Source organism: Actinosynnema sp. NPDC037264 (assembly GCF_055603705.1).
Window position 1 is genome coordinate 124,159 of the sequence record NZ_JBVJVK010000011.1, and the last position, 14,955, is coordinate 139,113.

Annotated in this window: 14 protein-coding genes; 12 read left to right on the forward strand and 2 right to left on the reverse strand. The window is 71.8% G+C overall.

Going from position 1 to position 14,955, the window contains the following annotated elements; all coding sequences use genetic code 11:
* Positions 1 to 4: 4 nt before the first annotated feature.
* Complete coding sequence (locus tag ACZ7GX_RS15660; RefSeq protein WP_498777208.1) at positions 5 to 961, reverse strand: LysR family transcriptional regulator; 957 nt, start codon at positions 959 to 961, stop codon at positions 5 to 7.
* A 212-nt stretch (positions 962 to 1,173) separates the two neighbouring features.
* On the opposite strand from ACZ7GX_RS15660, the gene ACZ7GX_RS15665 reads away from it, so the two are divergent.
* From ACZ7GX_RS15665 to ACZ7GX_RS15700, 8 genes are all read left to right on the forward strand, one after another.
* Positions 1,174 to 1,971, forward strand: coding sequence for a 2-amino-3,7-dideoxy-D-threo-hept-6-ulosonate synthase (locus ACZ7GX_RS15665; protein WP_498777057.1), 798 nt, complete (start codon positions 1,174 to 1,176; stop codon positions 1,969 to 1,971).
* Positions 1,972 to 2,056: 85 nt separating this feature from the next.
* The gene (locus ACZ7GX_RS15670; RefSeq protein WP_498777059.1) at positions 2,057 to 3,130 is read left to right on the forward strand and encodes a 3-dehydroquinate synthase II family protein; all 1,074 of its coding nucleotides are present in this window, start codon (positions 2,057 to 2,059) and stop codon (positions 3,128 to 3,130) included.
* A gap of 6 nt (positions 3,131 to 3,136) precedes the next feature.
* A complete protein-coding gene (locus ACZ7GX_RS15675; protein WP_498777061.1) occupies positions 3,137 to 4,492 on the forward strand; it encodes a class I adenylate-forming enzyme family protein in 1,356 nt (451 codons plus the stop codon).
* 25 nt (positions 4,493 to 4,517) lie between these two features.
* The gene (gene idi, locus ACZ7GX_RS15680) at positions 4,518 to 5,096 is read left to right on the forward strand and encodes an isopentenyl-diphosphate Delta-isomerase (RefSeq protein ID WP_498777063.1); all 579 of its coding nucleotides are present in this window, start codon (positions 4,518 to 4,520) and stop codon (positions 5,094 to 5,096) included.
* Between the two features lie 175 nt (positions 5,097 to 5,271).
* On the forward strand, positions 5,272 to 6,534 hold the full coding sequence (locus tag ACZ7GX_RS15685; protein WP_498777065.1) for a DUF1996 domain-containing protein: 1,263 nt from the start codon (positions 5,272 to 5,274) through the stop codon (positions 6,532 to 6,534).
* A complete protein-coding gene (locus ACZ7GX_RS15690) occupies positions 6,531 to 8,240 on the forward strand; it encodes a discoidin domain-containing protein (protein WP_498777067.1) in 1,710 nt (569 codons plus the stop codon). The genes ACZ7GX_RS15685 and ACZ7GX_RS15690 overlap by 4 nt, the downstream gene beginning before the upstream one ends.
* A 54-nt stretch (positions 8,241 to 8,294) precedes the next feature.
* Entirely contained in the window at positions 8,295 to 9,281 is a 987-nt protein-coding gene (locus ACZ7GX_RS15695; protein ID WP_498777069.1) for a LacI family DNA-binding transcriptional regulator, read from the forward strand.
* Between the two features lie 329 nt (positions 9,282 to 9,610).
* On the forward strand, positions 9,611 to 10,330 hold the full coding sequence (locus ACZ7GX_RS15700) for a DUF998 domain-containing protein (protein WP_498777071.1): 720 nt from the start codon (positions 9,611 to 9,613) through the stop codon (positions 10,328 to 10,330).
* Here the strand turns inward: ACZ7GX_RS15700 and ACZ7GX_RS15705 are convergent.
* A complete protein-coding gene (locus tag ACZ7GX_RS15705) occupies positions 10,297 to 11,904 on the reverse strand; it encodes an AMP-dependent synthetase/ligase (protein ID WP_498777073.1) in 1,608 nt (535 codons plus the stop codon). The genes ACZ7GX_RS15700 and ACZ7GX_RS15705 overlap by 34 nt on opposite strands.
* 45 nt (positions 11,905 to 11,949) lie before the next feature.
* On the opposite strand from ACZ7GX_RS15705, the gene ACZ7GX_RS15710 reads away from it, so the two are divergent.
* From ACZ7GX_RS15710 to ACZ7GX_RS15725, 4 genes are all read left to right on the forward strand, one after another.
* On the forward strand, positions 11,950 to 12,498 hold the full coding sequence (locus ACZ7GX_RS15710; RefSeq protein WP_498777075.1) for a TetR/AcrR family transcriptional regulator: 549 nt from the start codon (positions 11,950 to 11,952) through the stop codon (positions 12,496 to 12,498).
* 4 nt (positions 12,499 to 12,502) lie between these two features.
* Positions 12,503 to 12,910: a hypothetical protein gene (locus ACZ7GX_RS15715; protein WP_498777077.1), complete on the forward strand. Its 408-nt coding sequence runs from the start codon at positions 12,503 to 12,505 to the stop codon at positions 12,908 to 12,910.
* Positions 12,911 to 12,948: 38 nt separating this feature from the next.
* Positions 12,949 to 13,347, forward strand: coding sequence for a hypothetical protein (locus ACZ7GX_RS15720; protein ID WP_498777079.1), 399 nt, complete (start codon positions 12,949 to 12,951; stop codon positions 13,345 to 13,347).
* A gap of 165 nt (positions 13,348 to 13,512) precedes the next feature.
* On the forward strand, positions 13,513 to 14,913 hold the full coding sequence (locus tag ACZ7GX_RS15725) for a cellulase family glycosylhydrolase (protein WP_498777082.1): 1,401 nt from the start codon (positions 13,513 to 13,515) through the stop codon (positions 14,911 to 14,913).
* Positions 14,914 to 14,955 lie beyond the last annotated feature (42 nt).

Sequence of the window (14,955 nt, forward strand, 5' to 3'; positions counted from 1 at the left end):
GAACTCAGCTGGCCGCCACGCTCAGCCCGGTGGCGGCGAGCTTCGCCGTGCGCGGACCGTGCGCCCAGATCCGCTCCTGGTAGGCGCGCAACAGCGCCGCGTGCAGCTCGTCGACGTACTCGGCCGCCGGGCAGTCGCGCCGCCACACCACCGTCACCCGCCGGTGCACCGGGTTGCCCACGATCGGCTTCAGCAGCACGCCGGGCAAGTCGTGCCCGGTCGGGAAGAAGCACGCCACGGTGTGGCCCGAGCGCACCAGCTCCGCGGCCGACGCCGGGTCGACCCCGAAGTGCGCGCAGCGCGGCGTGAACCCGGCCGCCTCGCACGCCAGGTGCAGGTTCAACCGCCCGCCGCCGTAGCTCTCGTCGGGCACCGCCCACTCCTCGTCGGCCAGTTCGGACAGCCGAATCTCGTTTCGCGCCGACAACCGGTGCCCCACCGCGAGTCCGACCAGCATCGGTTCCGTCACGACGGTCCGGCAGTCGGCCTGTTCGGGGATCCGCAGTGGACTCTGGGGGAACTCCGTGACCAGCGCGAGGTCCAGCTTCCCGGTCCGCACCAGGTCGAGCACGGCGTCGCTGGTGCGCTCGAGGTGGGTGGTCTGCTGGTGCGTCGGCAGCAGCGAGCGCACCACGCCGACCAACAACGGCGTCAGCGAACCCGCCACACCGCCGAGCCGGATGCCCGTCACGTCGCTCTCCGCGGCCAGCTTGCGCGCGGTGACGAGCAGGTCGTCGAACCGTTCCACCAGGTCGCGGGATCGCAGCACGACGTGGCGGCCGAGTTCGGTCAGCTCGACGCCGTCGGTGCGCCGCAGGAACAACGGACCACCGAAGCCCCGCTCGATGCGCCGCAACTGCGCGGTCAACCCGGCCTGCGCGATCTTCAGCAGTGAGGCGGCTCGGCTGATGCTGCCCGCTTCCGCCACGGTCAGCACGACGTGGAGATGCCTGAGCTCCATGTTCACTGCGGCAGCCTAGGGCAACGAGACGAACCGGACACCGACCGCGCTTGCGGTCCTCGGGAGGGCTCCGCGTCGGCAAGCACCCCCGCCCGTTGCTCCAACAGGTGCATAACTGGTGAGTTATCGCAACCTCACACCTCCCGCCGCGCTCACCGGTTCGACCACCCTGCTGGAAGGCCGGCACCGAACACCGGGGAGGTGTGAGCGACATGGCGAAAGCGTTGCGACTGCGACGCCTTTCCCGTCCGCGCGACGACAGGTACCTCTTCGTCCCGCTCGACCACAGCGTCTCGGACGGTCCGGTGGTGCCGCGCGACCGGTGGCACGAGCTCATCGACTCGGTCGTCGTCGGCGGCGCCGACGCCATCATCGTCCACAAAGGACGGGTGCGCACGATCGACCCGGACGTGCTCGCCGGCTGCGCGCTGGTCGTGCACCTCAGCGCGGGCACCGCGCACGCCGCCGACACCAACGCCAAGGTCATCGTCGGCGAGGTCGACGAGGCGCTGCGGCTGGGCGCCGACGCGGTGAGCGTGCACGTCAACATCGGCTCGGACACCGAGGAGCGGCAGCTCGCCGACCTCGGCGTGGTCGCCAAGGCGTGCGACGAGTGGAACGTGCCGCTGATCGCCATGGCCTACCCGCGCGGGCCGCGCATCGCCGACCCGAACGACCCCGCGCTGCTCGCGCACGTGGTCAACATCGCGGTCGACCTCGGCGCGGACATCGTCAAGACCAACCTCGCGCGGCCCGCCCAGCGGATGGCCGACGTGATCGCCAGCTGCCCGATCCCGGTGCTCGTCGCGGGCGGTCCCGCCACCGACGGCAGCGTGGTCGAGCACGCCCGCACCGCGATGGCGGTCGGCTGCGCCGGCCTGGCCGTCGGCCGCCGCGTGTTCACCGCGCCCGCGCCCATGTCGCTGGTCGCGGAACTGGCCTCGATCGTCCACGACGACACCGAAGCGGACCTCGTCCGCGCCATGACGGGCGTCGTGGCCACGTCATGAGCTTGTCGCCAACGGCCGCCGCCGGTCCTCCGACCGGCGGCGGCCCGTCCGCACGCCGATCGGGCTCTCACCCCTTGGAGAACCGTTGAAGTTCGCCTGGATCGACCTCCGACCCGTCCCCGAAGCCCACCGCGAAGCCGTCGTGGACGCCGCCGTGCACGCCCGCCTCGCCGGCGTCGTCTCCGACGACCCGGCGCTGCTGGACGCGCTGCCGCCCACGATCACCCGGGTGCTCGTCGCCGACTCGGCGGTCGACGGCCCGCACCTGGTCACCGTGGTCGTCGACGACCAGGACGCGCTGGAGCGGCTCACCACCGACGCCGCGTTCGTGCAGGTCCGCGACGACCGCACGCTCAAGCTCGCGTGCGCCGCGGCCGTGCGGCTCGGGCACACCGTGGTCGCGTTCGCCGATCCGACGAAGATCCCGCTGGAGATCGTCATCGCCGCCGCCGACGGCGCGCCCGGCAAGCTGATCACCGTCGTGGCCGACCTCGAAGAGGCCGCGATCGTGCTCGACGTGCTGGAGCACGGCTCCGACGGCGTGCTCATGGCCCCGCGCGACGCCAACGACGTGTTCAAGCTGGCCAGGCTCCTGGAAGCGACCACGCCGCCGCTGAACCTCACCACGCTCACCGTCGAGGGCATCACCCACAACGGCCTCGGCGACCGCGTCTGCGTCGACACCGCCTCGCACTTCCAGGAGGACGAGGGCATCCTCGTCGGCTCGTTCTCCTCCGGCTTCATCCTCTGCTGCAGCGAGACCCACCCGCTGCCCTACATGCCGACCCGGCCGTTCCGGGTCAACGCCGGCGCCCTGCACTCCTACGTGCTCGGCCCGGACAACCGCACCAACTACCTGTCCGAACTGCGTTCGGGCAGCACGGTGCTCGCCGTCAACTCCGAGGGTCGCACCCGCAAGCTCACCGTCGGCCGGGCCAAGCTCGAATCACGCCCGATCCTGACCATCACCGCGCACTCGCCCGAGGGCGTCGAGGTGAGCCTCACCGTGCAGGACGACTGGCACGTGCGGGTGCTCGGCCCCGGCGGGAAGGTCCGCAACGTCACCGAGCTGCGGCGCGGTGACGAGCTGCTCGGCTACATCGCGACCGAGCAGCGGCACGTGGGCATCCCCATCGGCGAGTTCTGCAAGGAGACCTGAGCCAAGATGCGCGAGTTCGTCACCGACCTGTTGCGCCGCCACGGCGACGACGTGCCGGTGTTCAGCCACGACCACACCGTGACCCACGGCGCCCTGCGCGCCTCGGTCGCCGCCGAGGCGGGCCGGTTCGCCGCCGCCGGGGTGGGTGAGGGCAGCACGGTCGTGGTGCAAGTGCCCCCGAGCTTCACCCAGCCGACCGTGGTGCTGGCGCTGTGGAGCCTCGGCGCCAGGGTGATCTCGATCGACCACCGGCTCACCCCGCCCGAGGTCGAGGTGGTGTTCGGGCTGACCGGGCCGCAGTTCGTCGTGCGCGCCGAGCCCCCGTTCACCGGCGCCTACCGCGAGCGGTACGAGCCGGTCGTCCGACGGCGGCCGGAAGGCGAGCCCGCCGCCACGCGGCACCGGCTGGTCCAGTTCACCTCCGGCTCCACCGGGCGGCCGAAGGTCGTCGGCCGCAGCACCGAGTCGATCATCCGCGAGGTGCTGCGGTTCGGCGCGGCCGAGGGCATGCCGCAACGCGGCGAGCGGCTGCTGATGCTCGGCCCCACCGCGCACAGCTTCGGCCTGATGGGCGGGCTGCTGCACGCGTTGGCCGCGGGCGTGCACCTGGTGTTCGCCCGGACGCCGTCCGCACCGCCGGACGTCCTCGCCACCGCCGCCCGCCACGAGGTCGACTTCATCACCGGCGTGCCGCTGCACTTCGACCTGCTCGCCTCCGCGCCCGACCGCTCGGCGTTGCGCACGGTGCGCGGCGCGTTCGCGGGCGGCGAGCTGATGCGGCCCGACGTGGCCGAGCGGTTCGCCGCCGCCTACGGCTTCCCGGTCGGGGAGTGCTTCGGCACCACCGAGACCGGCGCGCTGACCATGGACGTGACGGGCGCGAGCCGGCCGTCGGTGGGCAAGCCGTTGTCCGACACCACGATCCGGGTGCGCGACGGCCTGGTCGAGGTGGCGCTGGACCAGTCGCCGTACCTGGACGGTGGCCACCCCGACCGTTACCTGGACGGGTGGTTCCGGACGGGTGACCGGGGCGAGTTCGACGCCCGGGGGAACCTGAGGCTGCTGGGCCGGGCCGACTCGGTGGTCATGGTGCACGGCTTCACCGTGGACCTGACCGAGGTGGAGGCGGCGCTGCGGGCGCACCCGCTGGTCGGCGAGGCCATCGCGGTGCACGACGCGGCGGTCGAGGGGTACGTGTCGACCACGTCCGACTCGCTGACCGCGGCCGACGTGGCCGCGTGGTGCGCCGAGCGGTTGGCCGAGTACAAGCTGCCGCGGCGGGTGCACGTGCTGCGGGCCCTGCCGCGCACGCCGAGCGGCAAGCTCGTGCGCGACCCCAGGGTCCTCGCCGACGCGCGATGATCGCGGGTGTGGCAGGGTGGGCGCCGTGGAACAAGTCGTGCTCCTGGACGAGTCCGGTGCCGGGATCGGCGTGGCCGACAAGGCTTCCGTGCACCACGCGTCCACCCCGCTGCACCTGGCGTTCTCGTCGTACCTGTTCGACGCGGAGGGCAGGCTGCTGCTGACCCGTCGCGCGCTGCACAAGAAGACGTGGCCGGGCGTGTGGACCAACTCGTGCTGCGGCCACCCGGCGCCCGACGAGCCGATGGCGTCGGCCGTGTCGCGGCGGCTCGCGGACGAACTGGGCCTGGCCGACGTCACCCTCGACCTGGTGCTGCCCGCGTTCCGCTACCGGGCGGTGATGGAGAACGGCGTCACGGAGAACGAGATGTGCCCGGTGTTCCGGGGCCTGGTCTCCGGCGACCCGGCGCCGAACCCGGACGAGGTCGACTCGTTCGAGTGGGCGCCGTGGGCCGAGTTCGCCCCGGCCGTCCTGGCCGGCGCCCGTCCCGTCTCCCCGTGGTGCGTGCTCCAGGTGGCCGAGCTGTGGGCCCTGGGCCCCGACCCGCTGGCCTGGCCGACCGCCTCCCCGGCCGCCCTCCCACCCGCCGCCCGCCTGTCCTGAACGCCCGACGCACCCGCCGCGAGTTCGACGCTCAGGTCAGAGAGCGCTCTCTGGGTCGGTGTTCCGGGATGACCGGAACCGGCTGCTTTCCTTGACTGACACAGGGGGCCGTCTTACGTTCCGCTGTGAGAGCGCTCTCTGAACCCTCCCTGCAACGCCCTTCGAAAGGGGAGTCGTGATCCCCACCATTCGCCGATGGCGTCGTCTGGTCACCACACTCGCCGTCGCGGCACTCACCGCGTCTGCGCTGACCTTCGTCACCTCTCCCGCCTCGGCGGCGCCGGAACTGCTGTCCCAGGGCAAACCCGTCACCGCCTCCTCCACCGAGAACGGCGGCACGCCCGCCTCCGCCGCCGTCGACGGCAACGCCGGCACCCGCTGGTCGAGCGCCGCGGCCGACCCCCAGTGGATCCGGGTCGACCTCGGCGCGTCCACCGCAATCAGCCAGGTCACGCTGAACTGGGAGACCGCCTACGCGCGCTCGTTCCAGCTCCAGACCTCGGCCGACGGCAACACCTGGACCACCATCGCCACCGCGTCCGGCAACGTCGGCGTGCAGAACCTGACCGTCTCGGCCACCACCCGGTTCGTCCGCGTCTACACCACCGCCCGCGCCACCCAGTACGGCGTGTCGCTGTGGGAGTTCCAGGTGTTCGGCGTCACGAACTCCAGCGGCCCGATCGTGCGGGTCGCCGAGTTCCTCGCGGACTGCCCGTACAGCCACCGCCTGCCGGACGACCCGATCGTCGCGCCGAACCTCCCCGGCGGCTCGCACATGCACAGCTTCTTCGGCAACACCACCACCAACGCCTACTCCACCGTCCAGTCGCTGCTGGCCGGCCGGAGCAACTGCAACCCGGGCGTCGACCTGTCCTCGTACTGGGTGCCCACCCTGTACGCCGACAACCAGCCCGTCGAGCCGACCGGCACCACGTTCTACTACCTCGGCGAGGGCGTGCGCGACGACGTGATCGCGCGCATCCAGCCGTTCCCGCTCGGCCTGCGGATCGTGGCGGGCAACGCCAAGGCCACCCAGCCCGACGCGAGCACGATCTCCCGCTGGTCCTGCCTGCACGCCGGGCACGTCGGCGCGTCCAAGGACTTCGTGAACTGCCCGTCGGGCACCATGCTCGAGTCCTACCTGGACTTCCCGCAGTGCTGGAACGGCCGCGACCTGGACTCGGCGGACCACAAGAGCCACATGGCGTACCCGGTCAACGCGGACTGCCCGTCCACCCACCCGGTGCCGGTGCCGAAGCTGCGCCAGGTGCTGCGCTACCCGGTCAGCGGCGACCCGTCGCGGTTCCGGCTCGCCTCGGGACCGGGCTTCACCATGCACGGCGACTTCTTCAACGCGTGGCCGGAGGCCGAACTCGCCCGCCGGGTGCGCGACTGCATCAACCCGATCATCAAGTGCGGCGCGGACGGCCGCCCATGAGGGCCCCGATCCGGCTCGGCGCGGCCTTCGCCCTGCTCACCGCCCTGGTCGTGCCGGTCACCGCAGCACAGGCGGCCGAGTGCGGCACGGCCAACGCGGCCCTGAACGCACCCGTCACCGCGTCGTCGGTGGAGACCGGCAGCCCGTTCACCGCCGCCTCGGCGGTCGACGGCAACGCCGGCACCCGCTGGTCGAGCGCGTTCAGCGACCCCCAGTGGCTGCGGGTCGACCTGGGCACGAGCCGCGAGGTGTGCGGCGCGACGCTGCAGTGGGAGGCCGCGTACGCCACGGCCTTCCAGCTCCAGGTCTCCGACGACGGCTCGGCGTGGACGACCGTGCACCAGACCACCACCGGCACGGGCGGCACGCAGAACGTCACCTTCACCGGCACCGGCCGCTACGTCCGGGTCCACACCACGGCACGCGCCACCCAGTACGGCGTGTCGCTGTGGGAGTTCGCCGTGCGCACCGGGACCACCGGTGGCAACCCGCCCGGCGAGCAGCTGCTGTCCTACAACAAGCCCGCGTTCGCCTCGTCGTTCCAGGACGACGGCCACTGCGCGCAGTGCACGCCCGCCAAGGCGCTGGACTTCAACCCGGCCACCCGCTGGGCCACCAGCCCCACCACCGGCTGGGTCGACCCGGGCTGGATCTACGTCGACCTGGGCGCGACGGCGCAGGTCAGCAAGGTCGTGGTGCAGTGGGACCCGGCGTTCGCCACCGGGTTCGAGATCCAGACCTCGGCCACCGCGTCGAGCTGGACCACGATCCACACCGTCACCAACGGCACCGGGTTCAAGCAGACGTTCACCGTGACCGGTACCGGTCGGTACGTCCGGGTGAACCTGACCAAGCGCAGCGGCCAGTACGGCTACTCGCTGTGGGAGTTCCAGGTCTACGGCACCGGCGGCAGCCCCACGCCGCCACCGCAGGCCCCGGACCCCGGCAACCCGCTGCGGCTGGTGTGGAGCGACGAGTTCAACGCGCCCGCGGGCACGCGGCCGGACGCGGGCAAGTGGCGGCCGGAGACCGGCACCGGGCAGAACGCGGAGCTGCAGTACTACACCGACAACCGCAACGCATTCACCGACGGCGCCGGGAACATGGTGCTGGAGGCCAGGCGGGAGGTCACGCCGGGTTCGGCGTGCCCGGTCGACCCGGTCAGCGGCAGCGGCACGTGCCAGTACACCTCGGCCCGGATCATCACCGAGGGCAAGGCGTCGTGGACCTACGGCCGGTTCGAGGCCCGCGTCCGGGTGTCGGGCACCAAGGGCCTGTGGCCCGCGTTCTGGATGCTCGGCACGGACATCTTCAAGGGCACGCCGTGGCCCGCGAGCGGTGAGATCGACATCATGGAGCACCTGGGCCGCGAGCCGAACACCGCGTACCAGACGATCCACGGCCCGGCCTACTTCGGCGGGGGCGGGATCGGGGCGATGAGGGACATCGGCCAGGACTACGCCAACGCGTTCCACGTGTTCCGGGTCGACTGGAACAGCAAGGGCATGGTGTTCAGCATCGACGACGTGACCGTCCTCACCATCGACAAGGCGACGGTGGAGGCGACCCGCGGCCCGTGGGTGTTCGACAAGCCGTTCTTCATCCTGCTCAACAACGCGGTGGGCGGTGACTGGCCCGGCCCGCCGGACGCCACCACGGTCTTCCCGCAGCGCATGCTGGTCGACTACGTCCGCGTCTACCAGTGACGGGTGGGTGCGGTCACGCTTCGGCGTGGCCGCACCCCCGGTATAAAGGCTGCCGTGGACCGCAGACCAGTCACGTTGGAAGAGGTCGCGCGGATCGCGGGGGTTTCCCGGGCCACGGTGTCCCGGGTCGTCAACGGGGTCGCCACGGTGGACCGTGAGCTGCGCCAAGTCGTGGAGAAGGCGATCTCCACGACCGGGTACACGCCCAACCGCGCGGCGCGTTCGCTCGTCACCCGCAGGGCAGGCGCCATCGGGCTCGTCCTGCCGGAGGAGGGGCGCACCGTGCACGACCCGTACTTCGGCCGGGTGGTCAGCGGCGTGCTGCCGGTGATCCGGCCGCTCGGCGTGCAGCTGGTGCTGACCACGGGCGATCACCGCGAGGTGGTGGACGACATCCGGCAGCACCGGCTGGACGGCGTGATCCTGATCCACACCCACGACGCCGACCCGCTGCCCCGGCAGCTGATCGAGGCGAACCTGCCGGTCGTGCTGGCCGCCCGCCCGGTCCGGCCGATGTCGATCACCTACGTCGACGTCGACCAGGCCGCCGGGGCCGGGCTGGCCGCCGACCACCTGGTCGCCTCGGGGTGCCGCCGGCTGGCCACCATCACCGGCCCGCTGGAGACGCCCGCCGGCCAGGACCGGCTGCGCGGCTTCCGCGACGCGGTCGCCCGGCACGGCCTGCCCGAGGCGGTGGTGGTCGAGGGCGACTTCTCCCGAGAGGGCGGCGCCGAGGCGGCACGGCGCCTGGTGGACGCCGAGGTGGACGGTCTGCTCGTCGCCTCGGACCTGATGGCGACCGGCGCGCTGCCGGTGCTGCGCCACGGCGGACGGCGGGTGCCCGAGGACCTCAAGGTGGTCGGCTTCGACGACAGCAGCCCGGCCGTCGAGTGCGACCCGCCGCTGACCACGGTGCGCCAGCCGGTGGAGGACATGGCCGCCGAGATGGCCCGCCTGCTGGTGCAGCGGGTCGAACGCCCGGACCGCCCGGTCAGCTCCGTCGTGTTCGCGCCGACGCTGGTGGTCCGCCAGTCCAGCTGAGGTCCGGCTGTCGTCCGGCGCCAGTCCGGCTGTCGTCCGGCGCTGTCGTCCGGCGCTGTCGTCCCGCACCTCCCATCGACACCCGCAACTTCCATCGACACCCGCACCTTCGCACCGACCCGCGTGCCGTGCCTGCCCACCCGTGGTCGCCGCCGGGCCGGCCGTTTTATCCGGCTAACGGGAGACATGCGATTCGGGTTGTCACAGGTTGCACTCTTCGCCCGGTCGAGTGATCGAGTTCCGGGGGTCGCCGAGCCGGTCCGCTGTCGACGAGCTGTCGATCCGCCCGGTCCGGAACAACACGCCGGTCGCCGTCCGTTCTGTCCGTTGTGCTGACCGCCGAACTCGCCCCGACCCGTTCCCCGGCCCGCTTCGTCGCCCTCGCGGGCGCTGTCGCCGTCGTCCTCACCGTCGCCCTCGTCGGCGGGATGGACCTGTACCGGCTGGGCGACTCCACCAGACACCTCCGCCGCACCATCAGCGAGTACGCCCTCGGGCCGCAGCGCTGGGTGTTCGACACCGCCGTCCTGCTGCTGGTGTTCGGCTCCGCGGCGATCCTGGCGGTGCTGGTGCGGCGCGGTGTGGCGAAGTGGAACTCGGTGGGCTCGGCGGCGTTCGCCGCGTGGTCGGTCGGGCTGACCCTGGTGGTGATCTTCCCCAAGAACAACTGGGCGATCGGCCCGAGCATGAGCGGCAGCATCCACCGGTTCGGCAGCCTGCTCGCGTTCGTCGCGCTCCCGATCGCCGCGATGATGCTGGCCCGACCGTGGCGGCGCGACCCGGAGTGGGGCGCGCACGCCCGGTGGACGTTCCGGTTCGGCGTGCTGTCCGCCCTGGCGTTCACGCCGATCCTGTACGCGATCGGCGTGAACGCGGTCGTCGGCACGTCCTGGTGGCGGGTGATCCCGCTCGGGTACGTCGAACGCCTGCTGGTGCTGACCGAGGTGGTGGCCGTGCTGGTGGCGGCGGTGTGGGCCATCGCGGTGGCGCACCGGCCCGCCCGCGCACCCCTGGCTCAGGAGTACAAGCCGTCCAGCACGTCCTTGTAGCGCCCCTCGATCTCCTTGCGCCGCATCTTCAGGCTCGCCGTGAGCGTGCCGTCGTCCACCGAGAAGTCCTTCGGCAGCACGGCGAACTTCTTGATCGTCTCGTGCCGCGCCAGCTTCTCGTTCGCCGCCGACACGGCCCGGCCGACCTCGGCGTCCGCGTCGAGGTCGGCGGGCGCGAGGTCGGCGTCGAGGGTGACCAGCGCGACGCAGTAGTTGCGGCCGTCGCCGTGCACGAGCACGTTGCCGATGTACGGGCTGTTCGCCTTGACCAGGCCCTCCACCGCCTGCGGCGCGACGTACTTGCCGCCGGAGGTCTTGATCAGCTCCTTCTTCCGGTCGGTGATGCGCAGCCGGCCGGCCTCGTCCAGCTCGCCGATGTCGCCGGTGTGCAGCCACCCGTCCCGCAACGTCTCGGCGGTCTCGTCCGGCAGACCGTGGTAACCGCGCATGATGCCGCGCCCGCCGATCAGCACCTCGCCGTCGTCGGCGATGCGGACCTCGGTGCCGACCAGCGGCTTGCCGACCGTGCCGAGCTTGTTCGCGCCGGGCCGGTTCACGAACGACGCCGCCGACGACTCGGTCAGGCCGTAGCCCTCCAGGATCGTGATGCCCGCGCGGTCGAAGAACTCGCCGACCGGGCGCGACAGCGGCGCGGAGCCGGACACGAAGTACTTGATCCGGCCGCCGACCCGCTCGCGCAGCTTGCTGAACACCAGCTTGTCGGCGACCTTGCGGCGGATCGTCCAGTCCGGGTGCTCGGCCACGGTCAGCGCCCAGTCGAACAGCTTCGCCTTCACCCCGCCCGCCTCGCGCATGGAGGCCACCACCCGCTGGTGGATCTTCTCGAAGATCCGCGGCGCGGCGGCCACCACGGTCGGGCGCAGTTCGAGCAGGTTGGCCGCGATCCGGTCCACGTCGCCGTCCACGGCGGTGGGCGCGCCGGTCGCGAGCATCCCGACCTGGAGCACCTTGCCGAACGCGTGGGACATCGGCAGCCACAGGAAGTGCAGGTCCTCCGGGGTCAGCACGCCCAGCTCGCGGATCGCCTCGGCGGTGTAGAGCCAGTTGTCGTGGGTCAGCTCGACGCCCTTGGGCGTGCCCGTGGTGCCGGAGGTGTAGATCAGCGTGGCCAGCCGGTCCGGGGTGATCTCGTCGACCATCGCGTCGTAGTCGCCGTCGACCTCGTCGGGCTCCCAGTCGGGCGTGACGACCTTCGCGTCGACCTTGCCCGCCAGGTCGGGGTCGGCGACCACGAGCACGCTCTCCGAGTCGCGGACGATGTGCGCGACGACGTCCGGCGTGCTGCTCGGGTAGATGGTCGTCGTCACGCCGCCCGCCGCGAGCACGGCCAGGTCGGTGAGGATCCAGTCCACGCTGGTGGCCGCCATGATCGCGACCCTGGCCTCGTCGCGCACGCCGAGCCCGCGGAAGCCCAGCGCCCGCCTGCGCACCTGCTCGCCGACCTCGGCCCAGGTCAGCGACGTCCACTCGGTCCCGGTGCGGTGGCGCAGCGCCTCGGCGTCGGGGGTCTCCCGCACGCGTTCACGCAGCAGATCGGGGATGGAACGGGCCACGGCGACCTCCAGGGGAGCGATGCTCTAGAGCGGTACTCTAGCCCGGTGAGATCGACTGGTCAGCGGGCAGTGCTCGACGCGGCCCTCGCGCTGGTCGACGAGGGTGGGCTCGACGCGGTCACGATCAGCGCGCTGACCGCGCGGTCGGGGGTGTCCAACGGCAGCGTGTACCACCACTTCGGCAGCCGGGCGGGCTTGTTCGCCGTGCTGTACGGGGAGAGCTTCGCGCACTGCGTGGCGGCGGTGGCGCCCGCGCTGGACGTCGGCGACGCGGAGAAGGCCGTGCGGGCGGTGGTGGCGCGGTACCTGGGCTGGGTGGCCGAGCACCCCGGCCGGGCGCGGTTCCTCTACGCCGCGCCGGCGACCGCCGACCCCGCGGTGAAAGCGGACGTGTTCGAGCCGGTCGCGCGCTGGTTCGCGGCCCGCATGGCGGCGGGCGAGCTGCGCGAGATCCCGTTGTGGGCGTTGGACGCCGTGGTGATGGGGCCCGCGCACGAGTGCGCCCGGCGGCACCTGATGGGCGTGCTCGACCTGACCGAGGCGGCGGATCTGGTCGGGGATGCGGTGTGGGCGGCCGTCGCGCCCGTAGGGTGATCGCATGGCCACTTGGGGCGACCTCGCCGCATACGTCCACGACACCTACGACGTGATCGCGGAGAACGAGGACGAGATCCGGATCCTGTTCAACTTCGAGCAGTACGACGAGGACGACGAGCGGACCCAGGTGGTCATCCTGGTCCGCGAAGTGCTCGACAAGCTGCACGAGTGGGTGCAGATCGCCTCGCCGATCGGGCTGGCGGCGAACGTCGACCTGCACGCGTTCCTCGCCGAGGTCGGCAACTCGACCATCGCGTGCGGCGCGGCGATCATGGGGGAGCACGTCGTGCTGCGGCACTCGTTGCCGTTGTCGGACCTGGACATCCACGAGTTCACCGAGCCGCTGGCGCTGCTCGCGGGCACGGCGGACCGGCTGGAGGAAACGTTCTTCGGCGGCGACGACTACTAGTGCTAAGTTAGCCTAACCTAACCGAGGGAAGGCGTTGAGTGTCCAGACGGCCTGTCGCGACCGCCGGGTACGAGTCCATGGCCATCCAGGTGCGCGCGGGCCTGGGTGAACGACGGCTGGTCGCCGCCGTGCGGTCCCTGTTCGTGCGGCACGAGGTGCTGCGCGCCGACGGCTTCACCGCCGAGTCGTGCGTCCACCGGGTGGCGCTGCCGTCGTGCCTGGTGGCGCTGGCCACCGTCGAGGACGTGGCGGGAGACGTGCCGCTGCGGGTGGTGTGGTTGGACGGCGGCGCGTCCGGTCGGATCGTGCTGAGCGTGCGCCGCGACGTGCTCGCCCGCCTGCCGTGGCACGTGCTGCTGCCCGGCCTGGTGTCGGCCTGGAGCGCGAGCACCCACCTGCGCGCCCGCCGGGTCGCGAGCCCGGTTCCGGTGTCCTGAGCCGGCTCTCCGCACGGCTTGCCGAACCGTTGACAGCGGGTGTGCCGGGGTGCTGTGATCCCACCCAACAGATAGGAAAGTTTCCTAACTGTACCGCCGCCACCGTGTTCACCCTGCAACCGTGGGAGGCGCCCTGTGGCACCCCGATGGCCCGTAACGACCCTCTTGGCGCCGCTCGTCGCGGCCGCCCTGTCCGTGCCGACGGCCTCGGCGGACGACCTCGGCACGACGGCCGTCACCGAGCACCAGGCGGAGAGCGCGACGATCTCCAACGGCCTGGTCGAGTCCAACCACGCGGGCTACACCGGCAGCGGCTTCGTCAACTACGACAACGAGTCCGGCGCGTACGTCGAGTTCACCGTGACCGCCGCGACCGCCGGCGCCGCGACCCTGTCCTTCCGCTACGCCAACGGCACCACCGCCAACCGGCCGGTGAGCGTCACGGTCAACGGCTCGGCCGGCGTGAGCGTGGCCTTCCCCGGCACCGGCGCGTGGTCCACCTGGGGCACGGGCTCCGCGACCGCGCGGCTGACCGCCGGCGCGAACCGCGTGCGCGTCACCGCGACCACCGCCAACGGCGGGCCGAACCTCGACCGGCTCACCGTCGACACCGGCACGACCGGCGCCGGCCGGCCCGCGGACGTCAACGGGCAGCTGCGGGTGTGCGGCGTGAAGCTGTGCAACCAGCACGGCCACCCGATCCAGCTGCGCGGCATGAGCACGCACGGCATCCAGTGGTACTCGCAGTGCGTCAAGGCCGCCTCGCTGGACGCGTTGGCGAACGACTGGGGCGCGGACGTCCTGCGGATCTCGATGTACGTGCAGGAGGGCGGGTACGAGACGGACCCGCGCAAGTTCACCGACCTGGTGCACGGCTACATCGAGGAGGCCACGCGGCGCGGCCTGTACGCGCTGGTCGACTGGCACCAGCTCGACCCGGGCGACCCGAACGCGAACATCTCGTTGGCGCGCACGTTCTTCACCGAGGTCGCGCAGCGGCACCGGGACAAGACCAACATCATCTACGACATCGCGAACGAGCCGAACAACGTGTCGTGGGCGGGGATCAAGTCCTACGCCGAGCAGATGATCCCGGTGATCCGGGCGCAGGACCCCGACGGCGTGGTGTTCGTCGGCACGCACGGCTGGGGGTCGCTCGGCATCTCCGACGGGCGCAGCGAGCAGGACATCATCGCCAACCCCGTCAACGCCACGAACTTCATGTACACCTTCCACTTCTACGCGGCGTCGCACCAGGACGAGTACTTCGCCGCGCTGCAGCGGGCGGCGGCGCGGCTGCCGATCTTCGTGACCGAGTTCGGCACCCAGACCTACACCGGCGACGGGGCCAACGACTTCGCCTACAGCCAGAAGTACCTGGACTTCCTGGCCGCGAACAAGATCGGCTGGACGAACTGGAACTTCTCCGACGACTTCCGCTCCGGCGCGGTGTTCAAGGAGGGCACGTGCGCCGGTTCCACGTTCACCGGCACGGGTGTGCTCAAGCCCGCGGGCGTCTGGATCCGCGACCGCATGAGGACCCCGGACAACTTCCCGACGAGCTGACCGACCCACCGCCGCCGACCCGGGCGTCCCCCGGTTCGGCGG

Coding starts and splice junctions, on each gene's coding strand:
- ACZ7GX_RS15660 (WP_498777208.1), bottom strand. CDS start 961: ATGGAGCTCAGGCATCTCCACGTCGTGCTGACCGTGGCGGAAGCGGGC.
- ACZ7GX_RS15665 (WP_498777057.1), top strand. CDS start 1,174: ATGGCGAAAGCGTTGCGACTGCGACGCCTTTCCCGTCCGCGCGACGAC.
- ACZ7GX_RS15675 (WP_498777061.1), top strand. CDS start 3,137: ATGCGCGAGTTCGTCACCGACCTGTTGCGCCGCCACGGCGACGACGTG.
- ACZ7GX_RS15690 (WP_498777067.1), top strand. CDS start 6,531: ATGAGGGCCCCGATCCGGCTCGGCGCGGCCTTCGCCCTGCTCACCGCC.
- ACZ7GX_RS15715 (WP_498777077.1), top strand. CDS start 12,503: ATGGCCACTTGGGGCGACCTCGCCGCATACGTCCACGACACCTACGAC.